The organism is Corynebacterium sp. NML180780, from assembly GCF_007786415.1.
In the GTDB taxonomy this organism is placed as follows: Bacteria; Actinomycetota; Actinomycetes; order Mycobacteriales; family Mycobacteriaceae; genus Corynebacterium; species Corynebacterium gottingense.
Window position 1 is genome coordinate 1 of the sequence record NZ_VNKN01000006.1, and the last position, 19,952, is coordinate 19,952.

Genomic DNA, 19,952 nt, shown 5'->3' on the forward strand with positions numbered 1-19,952 from the left:
AAGAAACAGAGAGAACAGGTGGGAGTAGTGAGGAGGAGAGAACGAGTGAGAGGCGGAGCGGGGATCGGAGAGGTGCAGAAGGTGTGGGCGGCATAGGACACGAGGGGAAGGGAAACAAGAAGACAATGTTGGGACTATAGACGGATGATAACGTCATCTTTTTTGAGGTTTCCGGCAACGGCACAAATCTACACTTTCCTCTTCGTCGGCAGCGTCGGGTGGGTATGAGCGACAGGTCCTTGATGGAGGCGACGACGGGGACGGTGCGGCGCAGCGCCTGCACGCGGCCCTCGGCGGAGTCGAGCGAGTAGTCGGCGAGCAGGGATTCGATGACGAACTCGAACATGGGCACGCGCTTGGCCACCAGGTCGCGCAGCGCCACGTCGCCGCGGGCCAGGCGCAGGTCGCACGGGTCCATCCCGTCCGGCGCGACGGAGACAAAGGACTGCCCCGTGAACTGCTGGTTGCCCTCGAAGGCGCGCATGGCCGCCTTCTGGCCGGCCTCGTCGCCGTCGAAGGTGTAGATGAGCTCGCCGCGGAAGTAGCTGTCATCCAGCATGTGGCGGCGGATCGCGGAGAGGTGGTCCGCGCCGAACGCCGTGCCGCACGCCGCCACGGCGGTGGTCACGCCCGCCGCGTGCATGGCCATGACGTCCGTGTAGCCCTCCACGATCACGGTCTGGTGCCGCTCCGAGATGTCGCGCTTGGCCAGGTCCAGGCCGAACAGCACCTTCGACTTGTGGTACAGGAGCGTGTCCTGCGTGTTCATGTACTTGCCCATCGGGTCGTCGTCGAACAGTTTGCGGGCGCCGAAGCCGATGGTGTTGCCGGCGGCGTCCTTGATCGGCCAGATGAGGCGGCGACGGAACTTGTCGATGGGTCCGCGGCGGCCCATGGAGGAAATGCCGGCGTCGATAAGCTCTTGCACCTCGAAGCCGCGGCGGAGCAGGTGCTTGGTCAGGGTGTCCCAGCCGTCGGGCGCGTAGCCGCACTCGAAGCGGTAGATGAGCTCCTTGTCAAAGCCGCGCTCGAGCAGGAATTTGCGGCCCGGCTCGGCCTCCGGGGTCTCGAGCTGCTCGCGGTAGAACTCGTGCGCCGCCTTGTTCGCGGCCAGGAGGCGCTGGCGGGTGCCGGGCTTGACGTCGCGCGCGCCCGTGGATCCGCCCTGGTAGTTGATGTGGTAGCCGATCGTGTCCGCGACCGCCTCGACCGCCTCCGGGAAAGTCAGCTGCTCCAACTCCATGAGGAAGTTGAAGACGTCGCCGCCCTTGCCGGTGGAAAAGCAGTGGTAGTAGCCGCGCGCGGGGCGGACGTGAAAGCTCGGCGTCTTCTCGTCCTTGAACGGGCTGAGTCCCTTCAGCGAGTCGTGGCCCGCCGGTTTGAGCTGGACGTACTCGCCGACGATGTCCTCGATCGCCGCGCGCTCGCGGATCGCCTCAATGTCGCTTTCCGGAATCCTGCCCCTTGCCATGCGCCCATACTATCCCGCGTCTTGTACGGAAAGGACGTGTGTGTCGGTACCGGGCTCGACGTGGCAGGTTACGACTCTGCAGGGATTCTTGTGCTGACGTTGTTTCGCCACCACGGCGACCGCACCGATAGCGCTCACAGCTCAATCAGATACAACAAACGGGAGAATAGTCGTGGAGTTGACGCTATTGCCGGTATACGTCATTCCGGATTAAGCATAAGTTTCCTAGGGCCGAACCACCCGAAGATGGCCGTGCAAACCTCTGCGATAAGAATGCCGATACCGGTCCTTAATTCCACGCACTGGAAGCCATCGTTGACCCCATACACGACTTCTGAGTGAAGCCTCAGGCTCTTCCCCCAGTTTGCCAAGGGACTACTGGCTCGGTTTGCACGCTCCGCATCACCGCCGACCAAGCTCGCATAGTTTGTTCATGGCTACATCGGTGGCATCACTCCACTGTGAATTATCAGCGGCGGCCGCGACGTCATTCTCCAGAAGTCAGGCCCGCGCGATGCGTCCACTCGCATTTTTCCACCACTGTCACTCACTTCAGCATTCGCTTTCCGCGTTACGAGCGATTCCTCTAAGCACGTTCACGGGCCAAAATCGACCGCCTGCCCATCACCGCGGAAGGCGCCTTCGCCGCCCGGAACAAAAAGCCTGTGACGTCCGTGAAAGCGCTTTCAAAAGTTTTCGGAGCATTTATTCATCCGTAACCGAGAGTTCACCAGTATCCACGAGTATTGCTCCATGAAAGCGCGTTCACACACGTCAAAGCGGTTCCTAAACCCAGTGAACCACTTTCTTGGTCCATTGTCTGTTCGCCTACGAAAGGCAAAATAGTGAAATTCCCGTCGATCTTTAAACCTGTGGCTGCATTGCTTACCGTCGCCGCAGTTGCACTTCCCCTCGCTGCCTGCAGCTCGTCTGATGGCGAATCGGGGGATGATCCGATCGTTATCTACTCAAACTCCACCTCCGACGGCCGAGGTGAGTGGCTCACCGATCAAGCTTCTGAGGCCGGATTCAACATCGAATTCGTCGACCTCGGCGGTGGCGATGTCCAGGACCGTCTCGTCGCGGAGAAAGCCAATCCGATTGCTGATGTAGTCTTCGGACTGAACAACGTCTACTTCGAAAACATCAAGGCCGAAGACGTGCTCGAGTCCTACACCCCGTCTTGGTCTGACAAGGTGGAAGCTGGCTTGGGAGACGATGACACATACTGGCCGATCGTCCGTGAGCCAATCATGCTGGTGTACAACGATGCGGCCTTCACCGAGGCGGATGCTCCGAAGGATTGGTCTGACCTTTGGGAGCAGGACCGCTTCCACGACCGCTACGAGGTAGCATCCGGCCTGGGCGGCGCTACGACTCAGATGGTCATCGCCGGCATCCTCTCCCGTTACCTGGATGAGAACGGCGATCTGGGGGTCTCCGACGAGGGCTGGAAGGCTATCGAGGCCTACTACAAGAATGGCCAGAAGTCCGTCAAGGGCACAGATCTCTACGCCCGCATGCAGAGCGGTGAAATTGATGCCGGCCAGATGTGGCTCGCGGGTAAGGCATCCCGTGAAAAGGAATACGGCATTAAGACCTCCGCGGTTCACCCTTCTACCGGTGTACCGATGGCAACACAGCACGTTGCGAAGGTCGCGGGAAGCGACAACCCGAAGGTGGAAGAATTCATCGACTGGTTTGGTTCCGCTGACGTTCAGGCCTCTTGGTCTCGAGAGTTCTTCACTGCGCCCGTCAATGAGGATGCACTGGCTGACGCTGATCAGACCGCGGTGGAAGAAACTGACTCATTCACAGCACAGGACATCGATTGGCAGATCGTCGCCGAAAACTTGTCGGCGTGGGTTGAAAAGATCGAGCTGCAGTATCTCTAGACCTCCGTCTTCTCTGTCCAAAGCCCCGTTTCCTAGCAGACGGGGTTCTTCCTTTTACAATTACGGAGACCTCCATGATCACTTTCGACCACGTAAAGGTCATTTACGACGACTTCGTCGCAATTCCTGATTTTGAATTGGATATTCGCGAAGGCGAGTTTTTTTCGTTGCTTGGTCCGTCCGGCTGTGGAAAGTCAACGGCGTTGCGTACCCTCGCAGGATTCATCTCTCCAAGCGCCGGAAAAATTCTTATCGACGGAAAGGACGTAACGTACGCCCATGCCTCCAAGCGCGGAATCGGCATGGTCTTCCAAAACTACGCGCTTTTCCCCTCAATGAATGTCCGCGAAAACATCGAGTTCGGGCTTAAGACGGCAAAGGTGCCTAAGGCAGAAATCGCTCAACGTGCCTCCGACGCAGCGAATCAAGTTTCGCTCACAAAAGATCAGTTAGGCAAGCAGGTGTCTGAGCTCTCCGGCGGACAGCAGCAGCGCGTCGCAATTGCTCGAGCTCTGGTGATGAAACCACGCATTTTACTTCTCGACGAGCCACTGTCGAATCTCGACGCTCGTCTGCGCAAACAGCTCAGGGTCCAGCTCAAGCAGATTCAGTCTGAGGTTGGTATTACGACGGTTTATGTCACGCACGACCAGGAAGAAGCGCTTTCGATGTCTGATCGGATTGCCGTGCTGAACGAAGGCCGAATCGAGCAGGTAGGTACGCCACACGAACTATACGAGCAATCCGAAACCGAATTCGTGTGCACATTTCTTGGTGAAGTCAACCGTCTTAGCGAACAGCAGATACGGGACTTGAATGACCAGGGTGCTGGTCTGTCACCAAAGCTCTCTCACTACGTTCGCCCCGAAAGTCTGCGAGTAGAACCGGCGGGATCGACCATGAACGGGAACCGACTTCTAGTTCCAGCGGTAATCACCCAAAAGCAATACTTCGGTGATCACTCAGTGATTGAGATAGATGCATTTGGCGCACCGCTACGAACCAGCGTCCGGGATGCCACGGTTGCAGGTATCAATGGAGAAAATCTCAATGTTTCCCTCGATCCAGCGGACATTCGAAGCTTCGACGCTGATAAACGACGAGTTGTCTCATAGTAGGAGCACACAATGAGCAAGAATTCTCTATCGATCCGCTCGATGTTCAAGTCACCACTCAATGTGGTGGTTATGGTCCTGATGGCCTACTTCGTCATCTCGTTCCTCATATGGCCGAACCTGTCTCTCTTGCTTACCGTATTCCGCCCAAACGGTGAGTGGAGTCTCGACGTTTTCCCAAAGCTTTTCGCTTCTGATCGTGCGATGAGGTCGCTCCTTAATTCAATTATCCTTGCATTCGCGCTTTCCTTGACAGTCAATATCGTTGGCATTTTCATCGTCTTGGTCACTCGATACTTCGACATAAGAGGGTCAAGAATCCTCTTCGCCGGATTTGCGACGCCCCTACTGTACGGCGGCGTAGTTCTCGTAGCCGCATACAAAATGATCTACGGACCCAACGGATTCATTACCAGCGGCGTAATGCAATTTTTCCCTGGAATGGACAGTCATTGGTTCCAAGGAGCGCTCGCGGTAATCCTCGTGATGACGTTTTCCGGCACTGGCAGTCACTTACTCTTTCTGACCGATTCGATTTCTAAGATCGACTACCAAACCATCGAAGCAGCAAAACAAATGGGTGCCTCGACCTTTCAGGTGTTCAGAGCTGTCGTTTTACCGGTCCTCCGTCCGATGGTGTTCGCCATCACGATTCTTACTTTCCTCGGCGGTTTGGGAGCGCTGACGGCCCCGTTGATCTTGGGGGGCGAGAACTTCCAAACTATTTCACCGATGATTCTGACCTTCTCCAGGTCCGTCGGCTCAAGAGACCTTGCCGCGACTCTCGCAATGTTCCTTGGGCTGATGACAATTGTGATGCTGGCAATCTTAAACCGCGTCGAAAAAGGCGGCACATATTTCTCCGTCTCCAAAGTGCCGGTAGCGCTTCAGAAGCAGAAGATCGATAACCCTGTCGTAAACGTTGTTGTCCACGTTCTGGCCTGGCTACTGTGGCTTATCTACGTCACTCCGCCTGTGCTGATCCTAATCTTCTCGTTTACCAATGCTTCTGCGATCAGCAATGGCCGTCTAACTCTGCAAGACTTCACACTCGATAACTACGCACGTATCTTTACTGATCCAAATGCGATCAAACCGTTTGTGGTCTCCATCGCGTACTCCGCTGTAGCATCCGTCGTAGTCGTGTTTGCGATGCTGTTTGTCGCACGAATCGTGCAAAGACATCGCAATACTTTCACAATTTGGTTGGAGTACTTGCTACACATCCCATGGCTTCTGCCAGGCACAATGATCGCTCTCGGATTACTTCTTACTTTCAGCAAGCCGCAACCGCTAGTTTTCGGAGCTGTGCTCTCTGGTACGCTTTCAATCCTTGCGATTGGTTACGTGATCGAAAAGATACCGTTCACTCTCCGCATGTTGAAGGCCTCATATACCGGTGTCCCGGACAATTTGGAGGAAGCTGCATCACTTCTTGGGGCGAGCGACTTCACTATTTTCCGAAAAATCCTGCTACCAATTGTGCTGCCTGTGGCTACTGCAATCACCGCTCGAAACTTCAACGCGCTTCTGGATAACTACGACACATCCATTTTTCTGGCGCACCCGTTCTATCAACCGTTAGGCATCTTCATCTATAACGCTACGGAATCAGACACACTCAATGACACCACAGCGCTGACTTTTGTCTACACAGTGCTGCTGATGATCATTTCTAGCCTCGTCCTCTACTTCGTTTACGGACGAAGCGACAAGTCGGCGCGCAAGTTCAAAGACCGACTTCGACGAGGAAATCTCCGACGGACCGCAACGACCAACGAAGTAAAGGAGTCTGCGACAGCATGACTTTCAACGCACTCGGAAAAAGCGATTACGCACACATCAACCAGCGGCTCTTGACGTCAGCAAACTCACGTTCACCTCTGGTTGCAGTCCACCGCGGACAGAATGCTGGCAGCATTGTTGAAAACACCGCACGCGCTGTTCGCGCTGCGGTAGTTTCCGGCGCAGACATCGTTGAAATTGATGTCATTCGGTCAACAGATGGCGAATTTTTCGTGTTCCATAATGGCTTCGAGCGCACATACTTCGGGTTGGACCGAGACATTCTTACTTTGTCCGCAGCAGAAATCGAAGCCCTCCAGTATGAGCAGTACGTAGCGGGCCGAGCAGAAAAATATGGCCTCGAGCAGCTCCAGACGATCCTTCGCTCCTTTCCAGACACGATTCTCAACCTCGACCGGTCCTGGAACTATTGGACGGACCTGTTGCCGTACATGGACCAGTTCGACTGCGCTGATCGGGTCTTTTTCAAATCTCCCGTTTCTATTAAGCACCTCGACGTGCTCGCAGACCATACGGTGAAGTACCCCTACATGCCGATTGTGAAGACTATGGATGAGCTGAAGGAAGTCCTTCGACTTCGCAACATCAATACGGTCGCTGTTGAGCTGGTTGCCGAGAATATGGATTGTGATCTGGCTTCACCTGAAGTAGTGGAGTTACTGCACAGCCACAACTTGCTTGTCTATCTCAATGCTCTGAATCTCCCTAACAGGGTTCCGCTCTTTGTCGGCTGGGATGATGAAGTTTCAGTGTTGGACGATCCGGAAAAGGGCTGGGGCCGGCTAATTGATCACGGAGCGGACATCGTGCAAACCGACTGGCCGATGCTGCTGAACCGTTTCATGTCGAACCGAACTGGAAGCATGTAGGTTATGGAAACAGGTGTCGCTATAATTAGCACTGATCAGAACTCGCAATAGCTCCCACAACGCAGATGAACTCCCCTCGTTACCGTACTGTCCGTGTCACAATGGATGATGTAGCTCGCGCAGCGGGAGTTTCTCGTGCGACCGTTTCCCGGGTAATGAAGGGAAACTCCTCTGTCAGCGAGGACACAATTGCTCGTGTAAACGAAGCAATCTCAACCCTCGGCTACGTCCCCAATGCTGCAGCACAATCACTTGCGGGAAGAAGATCCGAAGTGCCAGTGGTTGGTCTCTTGTTGCGCAACCCCGCGAGCACATATTACGGCTACTTTTATTCGCAAATGCAAAAGCAGTCGGAAGAAAACGGATTCCAACTCATCGCGGCAGCACCCACCGTCCGTGGAAATTTCGCGGACGAAATGTCTGCGCTTGACCGTCTTGTTCGCCTAGGCGTAAATGGCATCTTTCTCGCTACAGGATCCATCCGCCCGTCAGACGTCGAGTCGCTCCTTGATACAGTCCCGATGATTTCTGTCGGACGGCCTGAGCTGCACGACGAAATTACTGCCATCTCTTACGACGAAGAAGCACATGGTCGGATTATGGCCGATCATGTGCTCAATTACGGGCATCAGTCTGTTTGCGTCGTAGACGTTTCCCCCACTATTTCTCCGTCTGAGGCACACCGATCGCAATCCATGATCCGCACTCTTAAACGATCTGGCGCCGACGTCACCGTTGTTGAAGCGAGCGAGGACACCACGCGCATGATTACTGTCCAGCGTGTATTGGAGCTAGTGCAATGCAAACGAGTGACTTGCGTTATGTTCCCTGTTGATTACCGGGCTCTCCAGTTCATTGATTACTGCAGCTTGGCCGGTCTGAAGATCCCGGAAGCAGTGAGTGTAACTGGAACAGATGGTGTTTTCACTCAATGGCAACATTTCGGGTTAGCAACTCTGCGGTTGCCTGTGGAAGGAGTTGCTGCACGTGCCGCCCATATAATGGGGTCGCGATTAGAAAACCCAAGGCAAGCAGTTATCCACGAAACGCTTTTAGGATCCTTTGTTCCAGGGCGGACGCTAGCTACAGCACACCAGTTCCCGGAACAATCCCTATAATTCCGGTTCAATGTCAACGGCTACGTTCAACGTCGGGCACAGGGTCCCAGGTTAACGAGCAGAATGCCTACCCCTCCTATGCTGGAAAGCAAAGTCCCAAACGTTGTGGTAGAACCGACCGGCTGCCACCTCAAGTGGTTCCCATGCGATTTTCCCCCTCAGCGACAACTTGTTGAATCGAGGCAATGCGCAGGCTCAATCTTTTAGATTTCGAGCAGTTCTCGGGCCTGGTCGACAATGTTATTCAAAATTGCAGAAACCCCACCGATAATCGCGAGGACAATTGCGATTGCTCCGAAGACAGCGCCTCCAGCGAAGATACCTACGTTTTTGCTAGTATCCGCCGATCCCTTAGATTCGTGGCTCGTATTTGAGGCCGGCGTAGCAGTCACCGTGGTAGTTTTTGGCTCATTATCTCCGGTAGTGGCCGGAATACTGGTTGTGGCCTGCACGGAGGTAACTGCAGTTTCTGCACTTGGGGCGGATGCAGTAGCGATCGTCGTCAAGGTCTCCTGTGCTTGCGAACCCGCGGGGACCGGATCTGCCTGCACCCAATCCACAGACATGTAATCAGGATGGCTGAAGCTAAACGTGATGCGATTTGTTCCGCGCTGCAGCTGAAATTGCCCAAGGTTAATCACGCTAAAGTTCCGGTTGTGAGTGGTGTTCGGGGCCGGAACAGCGCCCTTCTGACCGTCTTCGGTCTCTACTGTTACGACGCCCCCTGGCTCGGTATCTGAAGATTGACGCATGGACAACTCATACACCCCATCGGTCGGAACATCGAAGTCTAACGCCCAGAACTCACCATCCCTGATGTATTGAATAATCTTTGCTCCGTCAAGGTTGCAGGCATCAACCGGGCTTTCTGGGTGTATAACTGGTGCCGAGCACTCATTCTTCGAGTCAGCATCCGAATACAAAGCGGGGTCATTCACATAGTCTTCGGCCTGAACCCTAATTGAATCGGGGCGGAGTCCGCTCTTAGTTACGTCCGCTCCGTTACGCCAAGCCGAAATCGCTTTCACGTTGTCAGTCTGAATCACGTCCGCTCCCCGCGACAGGTGGTACCCCCAGCCTGTTGAGGGATCTAGCAGTGAGGCTTCATCGGTATGTCCACCAGAGATCGAGTTCCACATTGAATCCGCAAACACCGCAGTCTTTGCATCTACTTTCTCCCAAAACTCATCGGTTCCCTGAAAGTCTTCCGGCGAACTCCACGGGATCTCAATCATGTCGGGTGTGTACTCGCCGAACTGCTCGAACTGGTCTTCCATGTCATCGCCGATGATGTGCATATAGAAGGCTTCGGGATGCTTTTTCATGAAGGCAACGGCGTCGGGCACGTTGGGAGAGCCTTGAAACAGCCCGTAGTCGAGCATGTCTCGCGCAGATAGTTCTTCGTACATCTGCTCACGGTAGTCCCAACCCTTGTCTAGGTCGATGAGCACATTTTCACCTTTAACCGCGTCGAGTAATTCATCAAGGGTCGGAACCTCGTACGAGGTGATCGCCGAGGGTCCGTTGCCAAGAGACTGTCGTAATCGTAGCTGTTTGATCTGCTCAAGAGTTAAGTCTGCTACTTCCCCCGTTCCATTTGTCGTTCTATCGACCGTCGGATCATGCATCAAAACGAGATGCCCGTCGGCAGTCCTCCGAATGTCGGTTTCAAGAATGTTTGCTCCGTCTCGAATCGCTGCTAAAAATCCGGGGATCGAGTTTTCCGGAAAATCCCTCCACTGGCCCCGGTGGGCCGCAATCCAGGGGGTTGGCGCATCACCCAAGGGAAGGCGCAATTCGGAAACCGATTCGATTGAGTGAGTAGGTGACGTCTCCACCGCATCTGCTGAAACCGTCATGGAGGCGAGCTGGGCAATTGCCGTAAAAATTGCCACTTGACGTGCAAAAATGCTGACTTTCTTCACATTAGAATAAGACCACCGGTTAGGAGTTTTCGCAATGGTTTCAGGCAGCCATTGATAAGTGCATATACTGGCGTTTTAACCGTCAGACAAGGCGTCGGTCATGAAAGATTCCAAATAAATTTACTCCAAATTATTCTGGTGCTAGACGCCGTTGCCAAAGTCACGGGTATCTGCCTCTCAGATGTCGCTTTCCGGAATCCTGCCCCTTGCCATGCGCCCAATCGTAGTGTGCGACAATGCGTGGCGTGAAAAAGCTTGTCGTCGCACTCGCGGGCGTGCTCAGCGCATGCTCGCTTATCGACGCCCCCGCGTCCCCCACCATCCCAACCTGCGAAAACCTCCCGCAAGAGGCCCGCGAGACGATCTCGCTCGTGCAGCGTGGTGGGCCGTTCCCCTACCCCGACAACGACAACGCCCGCTTTGGCAACTACGAGGGCGTACTCCCCGACGAGGACTTGAACTTCTACCGCGAGTTCACCGTGGACACGCCGGGCGTGTCGCACCGCGGCGCGCGGCGCATCATCACCGGAAGCCGCGACAACGACGGCGGCGCCGGCGACGAGACCCCCGAGGTGTGGTACTACACCGCCGACCACTACGAGAGCTTCTGCCAGGTGGAGGAGGTTCAAGATGTATAGGACAGGACACGGACGGAACCGGAACCCGGTGCTGCTCACCGCGCCGGTGCACACGGTCGCGGACGTCGCCGGGGCGATCTCCGTCGCGGTGTTCGGGCCCGAGCGCCCGGCGCCGCGCAATCTCGACGGCCTCGCCGACCTGCTGCGCGAGGCCCGCCCGGCGCGCGTGGTCGCCTGCGACTGGCACCTGCCGGCGGATGAGACGCGCAAGGTCGCCGCCGTCTTCCGCGACAACCGCGTCGAGCTGGTGCGCTAACTAGACCTGGATATTCGCGAGGTCCGAAAGGTCCGGGAACTCCGGCAGCGCGAGCCCGAACTGCGGGCCGACCGTAGCGAGCACCGCGAGCGACACACCGAGCGCCGCGAGCAGGGAGAACACCACCACGCCTGCGGTCGCGCCTGCCGACGACGCCTCGCCCCGGTGCGGCTGCGAGCTGCCCGGCGCGGGCGCGCTCTGCACGGGATCCGCAGTGGGCAGGTCGACGTTAGCCAGCTTCGCGCTACCGGCACGCAGGTCGTGGCAGCGCAGCTCCGCCTGCTCGAGCGCTTGGTGGTAGGCCAGACGGTCGTTGAAGTACTTGCCGGTGGCGTCGTTTTGCAGCACGTACGCCAGCGAATCCGCCTTTTCCTTGGCCAGCCCGGGGAACGCGGCCTGCAGCTGCTGCGTCAGCGAGCGCCCGTTTTCGCGGTCCCCCGCAGTGGTGGTGGCCGTGTTATCGGCGGCGTTGACGGCGCCCAGGCCCGCGACCGCCTCGGCGGTCGGGCCGAACGGGACGTCGGCGGCGGACTCGGACCCGCGCACCTCCAGGTAGTGCTCCGCCAGGCTGCGGGGCATGACCTTCTGCAGGAGGTCGAGGTCGTTGTAGGCGCTAGCCTCGGGGTAGACGTCCTCGATGGCGCGGACCCACGTGCCGGCGATCCGCTTGCCGCCCAGGTCCTTTTCCTCGCTCTTGAAGGAGTCGGCGTAGGCGCGCTCGGCGGCGGTCATCGTGAGCGTGCAGGACGCCTCGCCCTTGGGCGCGAGCTCCGCGGCCGTGGCGTGCGGGGCGACAAGGGCTGCGGCGGCGAGGGCCGCGGCGGAGAAGGCGGGGAGGTATGAAGTGCGCATGGTGCGTGTCCTTTCTGTGAGCCGTCTACTTGTTGTATCGGGAGTTGCGGTAGGAGCGTAACGGTGGCTGTGGCCAAGTTGCATGTTCCAGGGACGGTTTTAAGATGTGAGATATTACATTTGTATCTCTCAAAGGAGTCACGCATGCGTAGTCGTACCGTCATCGCGTTAGGGGTCTCAGCTTCGATCGCGCTCTCGCCAGTCACAGCCACTGCAGACCCGAGTGCTGCGGTTCCGGTCACGGTCGGCCAGAACGGCACTTCGCTTCACGTAGGCGAAGTAACGGTGCCGGTTACGGCGGCTGTCGCCGCCGTTGCCGGTATCGGCGTGCTCATAGGCGGCGCGCTCACTGTAGCCATTCAGGTGCTTCTGGCCGCAGGGGCAGAGAAGAACGAAGAGGGAGTGTCATCCAGCGATCTCCCAAGTGCAGAGTACGTCAGTCGTTTTGACTTCAGTGCGACTGAGCATGACCCCGCGATCGGCGGGCTCAGCGGCATGGATCAGCTCGAGGATGGGCGATACATCGCAATTTCCGATGACAAGCATGAACACGGCCCTATCCGCGCATACATCTTCACTACTCAGGATCATCGCAGGTTCGCGCATGAAGGTGAGGTGCGCCTCACGCTTCCTGACGGCTCCGACTACACCGAATTCATCGACGCGGAAGAGATTCGCCAGCTGCCCAATGGCAACTTGTTGTGGACCACCGAGGGAGACGCGCGCGAGGGACAGGTCGCTCCACCGCAACTGATTGAGTCGACCGCTGCTGGTCGCGAAGTCCGCCGAATCAATCCACCCGCATACCACTTCCCCGATGGACACGACACGAAGGGCATCCACCACAACAACGGACCGGAAGCAATGACATTGGCGGATGGTGGTACAACCGCGCTGACAATCAATGAGAATGCGCTCGCGCAAGACGGGACCAGCAACGATCCGAAGCACAGCTCAGTCAATCGCATCACCGAATATAACCTGGCCAACGGAAACGCCACTCACGAGTACGCGGTACGCGCGAACCCCGGTCGCGGAATCACATCCGTGCTCGAGGCAGAAGACGGGTCGCTCTATGTCCTTGAGCGCGGGTTCTACCCTGAGCTGGGAAAAAGCGGCGAAGTCCGCGGAGAGATTTACCGACTCACACTCAGCGGCGCGGACGATGTTCTCGGCAAGGACACGCTCGACGGGACTGAGCAGCTCGCAACTAAAGAATTGGTGTACGACTTCGCCGACAACCCACCGCAGCCCGACAACGTCGAGGCACTTTCATGGGGGCCAATGCTGGATGACGGCCGCCGTACCCTCCACATTGCTGTCGACGACAATTTCAACGACACACAGTCAACACTATTTCACACAGTTCTTGTGCCGTAAGGGGGCGGGGGAGCGTCGATAAGCAACGCCCCCCACTTTGCACCACGCCGTGTGATGTGTGGCATACTTCTCACAGTTGTGACACGAACCACGGAAAGAAAGTTGGCGTATGAACTCGCTACTCCTCGTCATCATCGGACTCGCCATGATGGTGGCCGGCTACCTGCTGTACTCCAGGTTCCTCGGCCGCAGCGTGTTCAAGCTATCGGACACGTTCCGCACGCCGGCGCACACCATGGAGGACGGCGTGGACTACGTGCCCACCAACAAGTACGTCCTGTGGGGCCACCACTTCACCTCCGTGGCGGGCGCGGCGCCGATCATCGGACCGGCCGTCGCCGTGATCTGGGGGTGGCTACCGGCGTTTCTGTGGGTCACACTCGGCACCGTGTTCTTTGCGGGGATGCACGACTTGGGGGCGCTGTGGGCGTCGCAAAGGCACAAGGGCCAGTCGATTGGCACGCTGTCCGGGCGCTACATCGGTGCGCGCGGGCGCAACCTCTTCCTCGTGGTCATTTTCCTGCTGCTGCTCATGGTGAACACCGCGTTCGCCGTGGTGATTTCGAACCTGCTCATCGCCACGCCGTCGGCGGTCATCCCCACGTGGGGCGCGATTATCGTCGCCGTCCTGATCGGCCAGGCAATTTACCGCCTCAAGTGGAACCTGCCGCTGGTCTCGCTGGTCGGCGTGGCCGCGCTCTACGCGCTCATCGTGCTCGGCGACCGCTTCCCCGTCGCCCTGCCGGAAACGGTCATGGGCATCCCGGACCGAGGCGTGTGGATCATCCTGCTCTTCGTCTACGCCTTCATCGCCTCGCTGCTGCCGGTGTGGGTGCTGCTGCAGCCGCGCGACTACATCAACGGCCTGCAGCTGTTCGTCGGCCTCTTCATCCTGTACGGCTCGTTCTTCATCGTCCGTCCGGAGATCGTCGCGCCGACGCTCAATGACGCCGTCCCCGCCGGCACCCCGAACATCTTCCCGCTCCTGTTCGTCACCATCGCGTGCGGCGCCGTCTCCGGCTTCCACGGCATCGTCGCCTCGGGCACGTCGGCCAAGCAGCTGGACAAGGAGACGGACGCGCGCTTCGTCGGCTACTTCGGCGCCGTCGGCGAGGGCCTGCTCTCCCTGGGCACCATCGTCGCCACCACCGCCGGCTACAAGACGCTCGCCGACTGGGAAAGCGTGTACAACGAGTGGAACGCGGGCGGCGTCAACGCGTTCGTCGAGGGCGGCGGCGCGCTCATGAACGAGGGCCTCGGCATCCCGACCTCCCTGTCCGCCACCATCCTGGCCACCATGGCCGTCCTGTTCGCCGCCACCACCATGGACTCCGGCGTGCGACTGCAGCGCATGGTCGTCGGCGAGATCGCCGAGATCATGGGCGTGAAGCTCTCCGGCCTGGTCGCCACCATCATCGCCGTCGGCGCCGCACTGGGCCTGACGTTCTCCACCGGCATGGACGGCTCCGGCGGCATGATCATCTGGCCGCTGTTCGGCACCACCAACCAGCTCATGGCCGGCCTCACCCTGTCCGTCCTGGTGGTCATCCTGACCAAGCTGCGCCGCCCCACCCTGCCGCTGCTCATCCCGCTGGTGTTTGTCACCCTCATGTCGCTCTGGGCCGCCGTGCTGCAGCTGCGCACGCTCTTCGAGGCCGGCAACTGGCTGCTGCTGGGCATCGACGTCATCATCATTGTTGCGGCCGTGTGGGTGGTGGTTGAGGCGGTGGCGTCGATTAGCAAGGCGCGCCGCGAGCCCGCGATGACCTGGGACGACGAGTATGCAACTGCTTAAGCGCCTCGGGGCGGGCCTCAGCGAGTTCTACCAGGCGCCGTACCGCCGCGAGTTCGCCCGCGCAGCCCGCGAGGAGGACGACCTGTTCACGCTGCTCGTGGCGTCGGAAACGCTCGGCATCCCCAACCCGGCCAGCTACTACACGCTCGAGTTGCTGCCGCTGCTGTACGATGACTTCCACGCCTGGCACACCCGCATGGGCATGGAACGCTCACCACTCGACGGGATCTCATGCTGCTAGACGCACCAGTCATGTTCTTCGGCGGCAAAGGCGGCGTGGGCAAAACCACCATCTCCGCCGCCACCGCCGTCCGCCTCGCCGCGCGCGGTCGCCGCGTCTTGCTCGTCTCCACCGACCCCGCCCACAACCTCGGCCACATCTGGGGCGAGGCGCTTCACGACGCCCCCGTCACCCTCGAGCCACGCCTCGACGCCATCGAGCTCGACCCGGCCGCCATCACGCAGCAGCACCTGCGCGCCGTCGGCGGCTCCATGCGCGCGATGATGCCGGAGCGCCTCCACCGCGAAGTGGACCGGCACCTGGAAATGTCGCGCCACTCCCCCGGCATGCACGAGGCGGCGCTGCTCGAGCGCATCGCCGACCTGGTTGCTGGGTCCGAATACGACAACCTCATCTTCGACACCGCCCCCTCCGGCCACACCTCCCGGCTCGTGGCGCTGCCGGAGCTCTTGGCCGCCTACACCGACGGGCTGCTCGAGCGGCGCGACAAGTCGGACAAGTTCAGCGACCTCGTCCGCGGCATGGGCGGCTCGAGCATCGGCGGCTCGCCCGTCGACCGCCGCAACCAGCAGATCCGCGCCACGCTGCTCGCCCGTCGCCGCAAGTTCGAGCGCCTGCGCGCCGTGCTCACCGATCCCGCCGAGTGCGTCTTCCACATCGTGCTCACCGCCGAGCGCCTGCCCGTGATGGAGTCGATGGAGTTCTACGAGGAGCTCACCGCGAACGGGGTGCACGTGGGAAGCGCGATTGTGAACCGGCGCACGCAGGATGAGGCGGGGGCGTTTCTGGAGGGGCGACGGGACGTGGAACAACAGGCGCTCGCGCTCTTGGACCTACCGGTGCCGGTGGTGGAGCTGCCGTGGCTCCCGGGCGAAATCGGCACGCGCGAGGCGCTCGGGCAGATCGCGGAGCGGCTCTAGGCGGAGCTACAGGAACCCGTCAAAGGCGGCCGCCTTGTCCGCCACGCGCTCCAGGCGCGACTCCGTCATGGACGCGATCTGGTCCACGATCACCCGCTCGCGCTCCAGGTCCGTGTCCGCGGCCTCGAACCAGGCGCGGAACACGGTGTCCAGCGTGCCGGGCGCGCCGGCACGCAGGTACTCGTGGACGCGGAAGATACGCTCGCGCTGCCGGTCCTGGCGCGCGATGTGGGCGGGCAGGTCCATCACGTAGAGGACGGCGACCGTCTTGAGCAGGCGGACCTCGGCCTCCGCGTCGGGCGGGACGACGAGGTCGCCGTGCGCCCGGCCGAGCCCCGTGGTGAGCTCCTGGTTCGCTGCACTCGCAAGCGTGGCCTCCGTGACCGCGCCGACGTAGCGCCCCACCAGCTGCGAGGTCAGGGACTTCAGCCCCGTCCAAGACCGCAGCGTGAAGTCGAAGTCCGCGGCCGCGGCGATGGCGGGCAGGGAGCGGAGGCGATCGGCGGCGTCGATGAGCTGGTCTGCCGTGCCGCCGAAGGCGTCCGCGCCCTTCTGCGCCAGCGCAGCAAGCTCCACGAAGTCCCACAGGACCTGCAGCGAGACGCGGCCGGAGACGATGCCGTCCTCCACGTCGTGGACGGAGTAGGCGATGTCGTCGGAGAAGTCCATGACCTGGGCTTCCATGGGCGGCCGGTCGTCGGTGTGGCCGGCGCGCGCCCACGCGAGCACGTCCGCGTCCTCGTCGTAGGCCGAGTACTTGCGGTTCACGGTTCCGTCCGCGTTGGTGCGGGTGCGCGGGTACTTCACGGCGGCGTCGAGGGAGGCCCGGGTGAGGTTGAGTCCGTATGAGGTGGCGTCGATAAGCACTTTGGGCTCGAGGCGCGCGAGGATGCGCAGGGTCTGCGCGTTGCCCTCGAAGCCGCAGGGTGCGACGGCGTTGAGCGCGTTTTCCCCGTTGTGGCCGTAGGGCGGGTGGCCGATGTCGTGGGTTAGGCCGGCCATCTCGCACAGGTCGGGGTGCAGGCCGAGGCGGCTGCCAATCCCGCGCGCGATCTGCGCGACCTCCAGCGAGTGCGTCAGGCGCGTGCGCGGGGTGTCGCCGTCGCGGGGGCCCACCACCTGCGTCTTATCCGCAAGCCGGCGCAGCGCGGCGGAGTGCAGCACGCGGGCCCGGTCGCGCGCGAAGGCGTCGCGCGTGTCCTGCTCGGGCGCGATCTGCGCCTGCTTCGGGGCCTCCGGCGCGCGGCGGGCGAAATCCTCAGTTGTATAGGTGTACACGCCCCAAGCGTAAAGGCTGCAGCGCGCGTTCCCCGGTTGCGACTACCCTAGTTGGCATGAATTCGCGCTATCTACGCATCGTGGCAACCGCGCCGCTCATCGCCGGGGCATTGCTTATCGACGCCCCCATGACCGCCGCCCACGCCACCCCGCCAACCCCCGACGCACCGGCCGTCCTCGCGCAGGCCGTGGACACCGCGACGGCGCCGGGCAAGCTCGCGCAGCCCGTCACGGACGACGCGGGTGTGCTCTCCGATGCAGAGCTGGCCAGCGTCAAGGACGCCGTGTCGAAGGTGAGCCAGGAGAAGCACCTCTCGCTGCGCGTGGTGTACACGAGCTCGCTGGGCACCCTGACCGGCCCGCAGTGGGCGGAGCAGGCCGTCGCCGCGAACGGCGCGAACACCGCCGTGCTGGTCGTCGCACCCGACGAGCGCGCCTACGGCGTCTTCGGCGGCAACGACTGGACGCAGAAGGACATCGACGCGATGGACGCTGCTGCCTATGAGAAGCTGTCGGCCAAGGACTGGGCGGGCGTCGGCACCGCTGCGGCTGAGGCCGCAATCAGCGGCAAGGGCGGTTCCGGGAGCGGCGGTTCCGATGGCGGCTCGGGCGCCGGCTGGGCCGCGGGCGGCGTCGGCGTGCTCGCGCTCGCCGGCGGCGGCGCCTACGTAGCGTCGCGCCGCAACACCAAGAAGCAAAACGCGAAGCAACTCGAGTCCGCCAAGGCGCTCACGCCCGGCGACACCGATTCGCTCGGACGCCTGCCCACGCCGACGCTCGAGCAGGTGGCGCGCGACGCCCTCGTCGCCGCCGACGAGTCGATCACACAGGGCAAGGAGGAGCTGCAGGTGGCGTCCGCGGAGTTCGGCGCCGAGCGCGTGCGCCCGTTCACCTCGGCGATGAACCAGGCGACCTCCACGCTGCAGCGCGCGTTCCACACCCACCAGAAGCTCTACGACGCCATCCCGGAGACCGAGCCGGAAAAGCGCGCCATGCTCATTGACATCATCTCCAGCTGCGGCAAGGCCGAGGAGGCGCTCAAGGCGAAGACGGATGAGTTCAACGCCATGCGCGGCACGCTCATGCGCGCCGACGAAGAGGTGAACAAGCTCCGCGCCCGCACCATCGACATTCGCGCGCGCATCGAGCCGGCGAAGGCGACGCTGGAGGAGCTGCGCAGCCGCCACGACGAGGGGATGCTGCAGTCGATCAATGAAAACGTCGACGTCGCCGAATCCTCGCTCGCGGAAGCCGAGAAACAGCTGAGCGAGGCCAGCGCGCTCGCCGCGAAGCCCGCGGGCCAGCAGGGCGCGCTCATCGACGTCCTCGCCACCGCCACCCAGGCCGTCAAGGTCGCCGACACCAACCTCGCCGCCATCGAGCACGCCGAGGACAACCTGGCCAAGGCGCAGCACAACCTGCCCGCGCTGATCAAGGAGATCGAGGGCGAGCTGCGCGAAATCGACCAGGTTAAGGACTCCACGCAGCAGGGCGCGCGTATCGACGTCGCATCCCTGGACGCCATCGCCGCGCAGGCCCGCGAGGCCCTGTCACAGATGGGCGACCGCGCTGAGACCGACCCGCTCGCCCTCTACACCGAGCTGACGGACCTGGATGGGCGCATCGACGCCGAGCTGGACCGCGCCAAGGGTGTTGCCAACGACCAGTCCCGCGCCCTCCAGCTGTTTACCCAGCAGATGCAGGTGGCCACGACCCAGATCCAGTCGGCCGAAGACCTCATCCGCTCCCGCGGCCGCATCATCGGCTCGCACCCACGCTCCCTGCTCGCCGAGTCCCAGCGCCAGTACGCCGAGGCACACCAGCGGCGGACCAGCGACACCCGCGGCGCGATCGACTTCGCCCGCGCCGCCACGGACACCGCGCGGCGCGCCTACCAGGCGGCCAAAGACGACGTGGACCACTACCGCTCCCAGCAGAACCGCCAGACCGCCGGCGACATCGCGCGCGCAGCCATGTGGGGCGCGATTCTCAGCGGCGGCTTTGGCGGCGGTGGCGGTGGAGGAGGCTTCTCCGGCGGTGGCGGAGGCGGCAACATTAGCCGCGGCGGCACGTTCTAGCAGCACAGACAGGTGTCCCGTTGCTAGAACGGCCGGGGTTCCGTAGTGTCTGAATCACAGCTGCGATACATTAGATCCACATAAGCTTTGGTTGGCAAACATCAGCCAGCCACCACGAGCAGAAGCGGGAGGTTTTCACGATGAGGGCGCTTATCACCACGCAACTCACCCCCGAAGACCTCAACGAGCTCGACGCGCTCCGCCGCTGCTCCAGCTCGGCTGCGGCGCGCGAAACACTGGCGCAGCTCGTGTCGGCGTTACGCCAGGGCGAGAGCATCTACGTCGGCTCGCCGGACGACGCCGAGTAGGGGTGGA

At 60.8% G+C, this 19,952-nt stretch carries 17 protein-coding genes; 13 read left to right on the forward strand and 4 right to left on the reverse strand.

Annotation, left to right across the window (positions count from 1 at the left end):
- On the reverse strand, window positions 1-1,471 hold a 1,471-nt coding region (dnaG, locus tag FPP74_RS04940), incomplete at its 3' end, for a DNA primase (protein WP_144717297.1).
- A gap of 845 nt (window positions 1,472-2,316) precedes the next feature.
- On the opposite strand from dnaG, the gene FPP74_RS04945 reads away from it, so the two are divergent.
- The 5 genes from FPP74_RS04945 (at window position 2,317) to FPP74_RS04965 (ending at window position 8,274) form a co-directional block, all read left to right on the forward strand.
- Complete coding sequence (locus FPP74_RS04945; RefSeq protein ID WP_205691103.1) at window positions 2,317-3,366, forward strand: extracellular solute-binding protein; 1,050 nt, start codon at window positions 2,317-2,319, stop codon at window positions 3,364-3,366.
- A gap of 74 nt (window positions 3,367-3,440) precedes the next feature.
- Window positions 3,441-4,481: an ABC transporter ATP-binding protein gene (locus tag FPP74_RS04950; protein ID WP_144717298.1), complete on the forward strand. Its 1,041-nt coding sequence runs from the start codon at window positions 3,441-3,443 to the stop codon at window positions 4,479-4,481.
- A gap of 12 nt (window positions 4,482-4,493) precedes the next feature.
- Window positions 4,494-6,287, forward strand: coding sequence for an iron ABC transporter permease (locus tag FPP74_RS04955; RefSeq protein ID WP_095535460.1), 1,794 nt, complete (start codon window positions 4,494-4,496; stop codon window positions 6,285-6,287).
- The gene (locus FPP74_RS04960; protein ID WP_095535459.1) at window positions 6,284-7,156 is read left to right on the forward strand and encodes a glycerophosphodiester phosphodiesterase family protein; all 873 of its coding nucleotides are present in this window, start codon (window positions 6,284-6,286) and stop codon (window positions 7,154-7,156) included. The genes FPP74_RS04955 and FPP74_RS04960 overlap by 4 nt, the downstream gene beginning before the upstream one ends.
- A 101-nt stretch (window positions 7,157-7,257) precedes the next feature.
- Window positions 7,258-8,274: a LacI family DNA-binding transcriptional regulator gene (locus FPP74_RS04965; protein WP_165765482.1), complete on the forward strand. Its 1,017-nt coding sequence runs from the start codon at window positions 7,258-7,260 to the stop codon at window positions 8,272-8,274.
- A gap of 203 nt (window positions 8,275-8,477) precedes the next feature.
- On the opposite strand, the gene FPP74_RS04970 is transcribed toward FPP74_RS04965, so the two are convergent.
- Window positions 8,478-10,199 (reverse strand): glycerophosphodiester phosphodiesterase family protein, encoded by a 1,722-nt coding sequence (locus FPP74_RS04970; RefSeq protein WP_133064725.1) that lies wholly within the window; start codon window positions 10,197-10,199, stop codon window positions 8,478-8,480.
- Between the two features lie 236 nt (window positions 10,200-10,435).
- Here FPP74_RS04970 and FPP74_RS04975 point away from each other — a divergent pair, with 236 nt between their 5' ends.
- Window positions 10,436-10,837: a ribonuclease domain-containing protein gene (locus tag FPP74_RS04975; protein ID WP_144717299.1), complete on the forward strand. Its 402-nt coding sequence runs from the start codon at window positions 10,436-10,438 to the stop codon at window positions 10,835-10,837.
- The gene (locus tag FPP74_RS04980; protein ID WP_095535455.1) at window positions 10,830-11,093 is read left to right on the forward strand and encodes a hypothetical protein; all 264 of its coding nucleotides are present in this window, start codon (window positions 10,830-10,832) and stop codon (window positions 11,091-11,093) included. The genes FPP74_RS04975 and FPP74_RS04980 overlap by 8 nt, the downstream gene beginning before the upstream one ends.
- Here the strand turns inward: FPP74_RS04980 and FPP74_RS04985 are convergent, their stop codons facing one another.
- The gene (locus FPP74_RS04985; RefSeq protein ID WP_144717300.1) at window positions 11,094-11,945 is read right to left on the reverse strand and encodes a hypothetical protein; all 852 of its coding nucleotides are present in this window, start codon (window positions 11,943-11,945) and stop codon (window positions 11,094-11,096) included.
- A gap of 144 nt (window positions 11,946-12,089) precedes the next feature.
- Here FPP74_RS04985 and FPP74_RS04990 point away from each other — a divergent pair, with 144 nt between their 5' ends.
- The 4 genes from FPP74_RS04990 to FPP74_RS05005 all read left to right on the forward strand — a co-directional run bounded on the left by FPP74_RS04990 (window position 12,090) and on the right by FPP74_RS05005 (window position 16,281).
- Window positions 12,090-13,325, forward strand: coding sequence for an esterase-like activity of phytase family protein (locus tag FPP74_RS04990; protein WP_095537295.1), 1,236 nt, complete (start codon window positions 12,090-12,092; stop codon window positions 13,323-13,325).
- Between the two features lie 109 nt (window positions 13,326-13,434).
- On the forward strand, window positions 13,435-15,120 hold the full coding sequence (locus FPP74_RS04995) for a carbon starvation protein A (RefSeq protein ID WP_095546544.1): 1,686 nt from the start codon (window positions 13,435-13,437) through the stop codon (window positions 15,118-15,120).
- Complete coding sequence (locus FPP74_RS05000; RefSeq protein ID WP_095275508.1) at window positions 15,107-15,361, forward strand: cory-CC-star protein; 255 nt, start codon at window positions 15,107-15,109, stop codon at window positions 15,359-15,361. The genes FPP74_RS04995 and FPP74_RS05000 overlap by 14 nt, the downstream gene beginning before the upstream one ends.
- Complete coding sequence (locus FPP74_RS05005; protein WP_186439390.1) at window positions 15,352-16,281, forward strand: ArsA family ATPase; 930 nt, start codon at window positions 15,352-15,354, stop codon at window positions 16,279-16,281. The genes FPP74_RS05000 and FPP74_RS05005 overlap by 10 nt, the downstream gene beginning before the upstream one ends.
- Window positions 16,282-16,287: 6 nt before the next feature.
- Here FPP74_RS05005 and FPP74_RS05010 read toward each other — a convergent pair whose 3' ends face one another.
- The gene (locus FPP74_RS05010) at window positions 16,288-17,559 is read right to left on the reverse strand and encodes a deoxyguanosinetriphosphate triphosphohydrolase (protein WP_144717301.1); all 1,272 of its coding nucleotides are present in this window, start codon (window positions 17,557-17,559) and stop codon (window positions 16,288-16,290) included.
- A 56-nt stretch (window positions 17,560-17,615) separates the two neighbouring features.
- On the opposite strand from FPP74_RS05010, the gene FPP74_RS05015 reads away from it, so the two are divergent.
- The gene (locus tag FPP74_RS05015) at window positions 17,616-19,637 is read left to right on the forward strand and encodes a TPM domain-containing protein (RefSeq protein WP_144717302.1); all 2,022 of its coding nucleotides are present in this window, start codon (window positions 17,616-17,618) and stop codon (window positions 19,635-19,637) included.
- 140 nt (window positions 19,638-19,777) lie between these two features.
- Window positions 19,778-19,945, forward strand: coding sequence for a hypothetical protein (locus tag FPP74_RS12195; RefSeq protein WP_165765391.1), 168 nt, complete (start codon window positions 19,778-19,780; stop codon window positions 19,943-19,945).
- Window positions 19,946-19,952 lie beyond the last annotated feature (7 nt).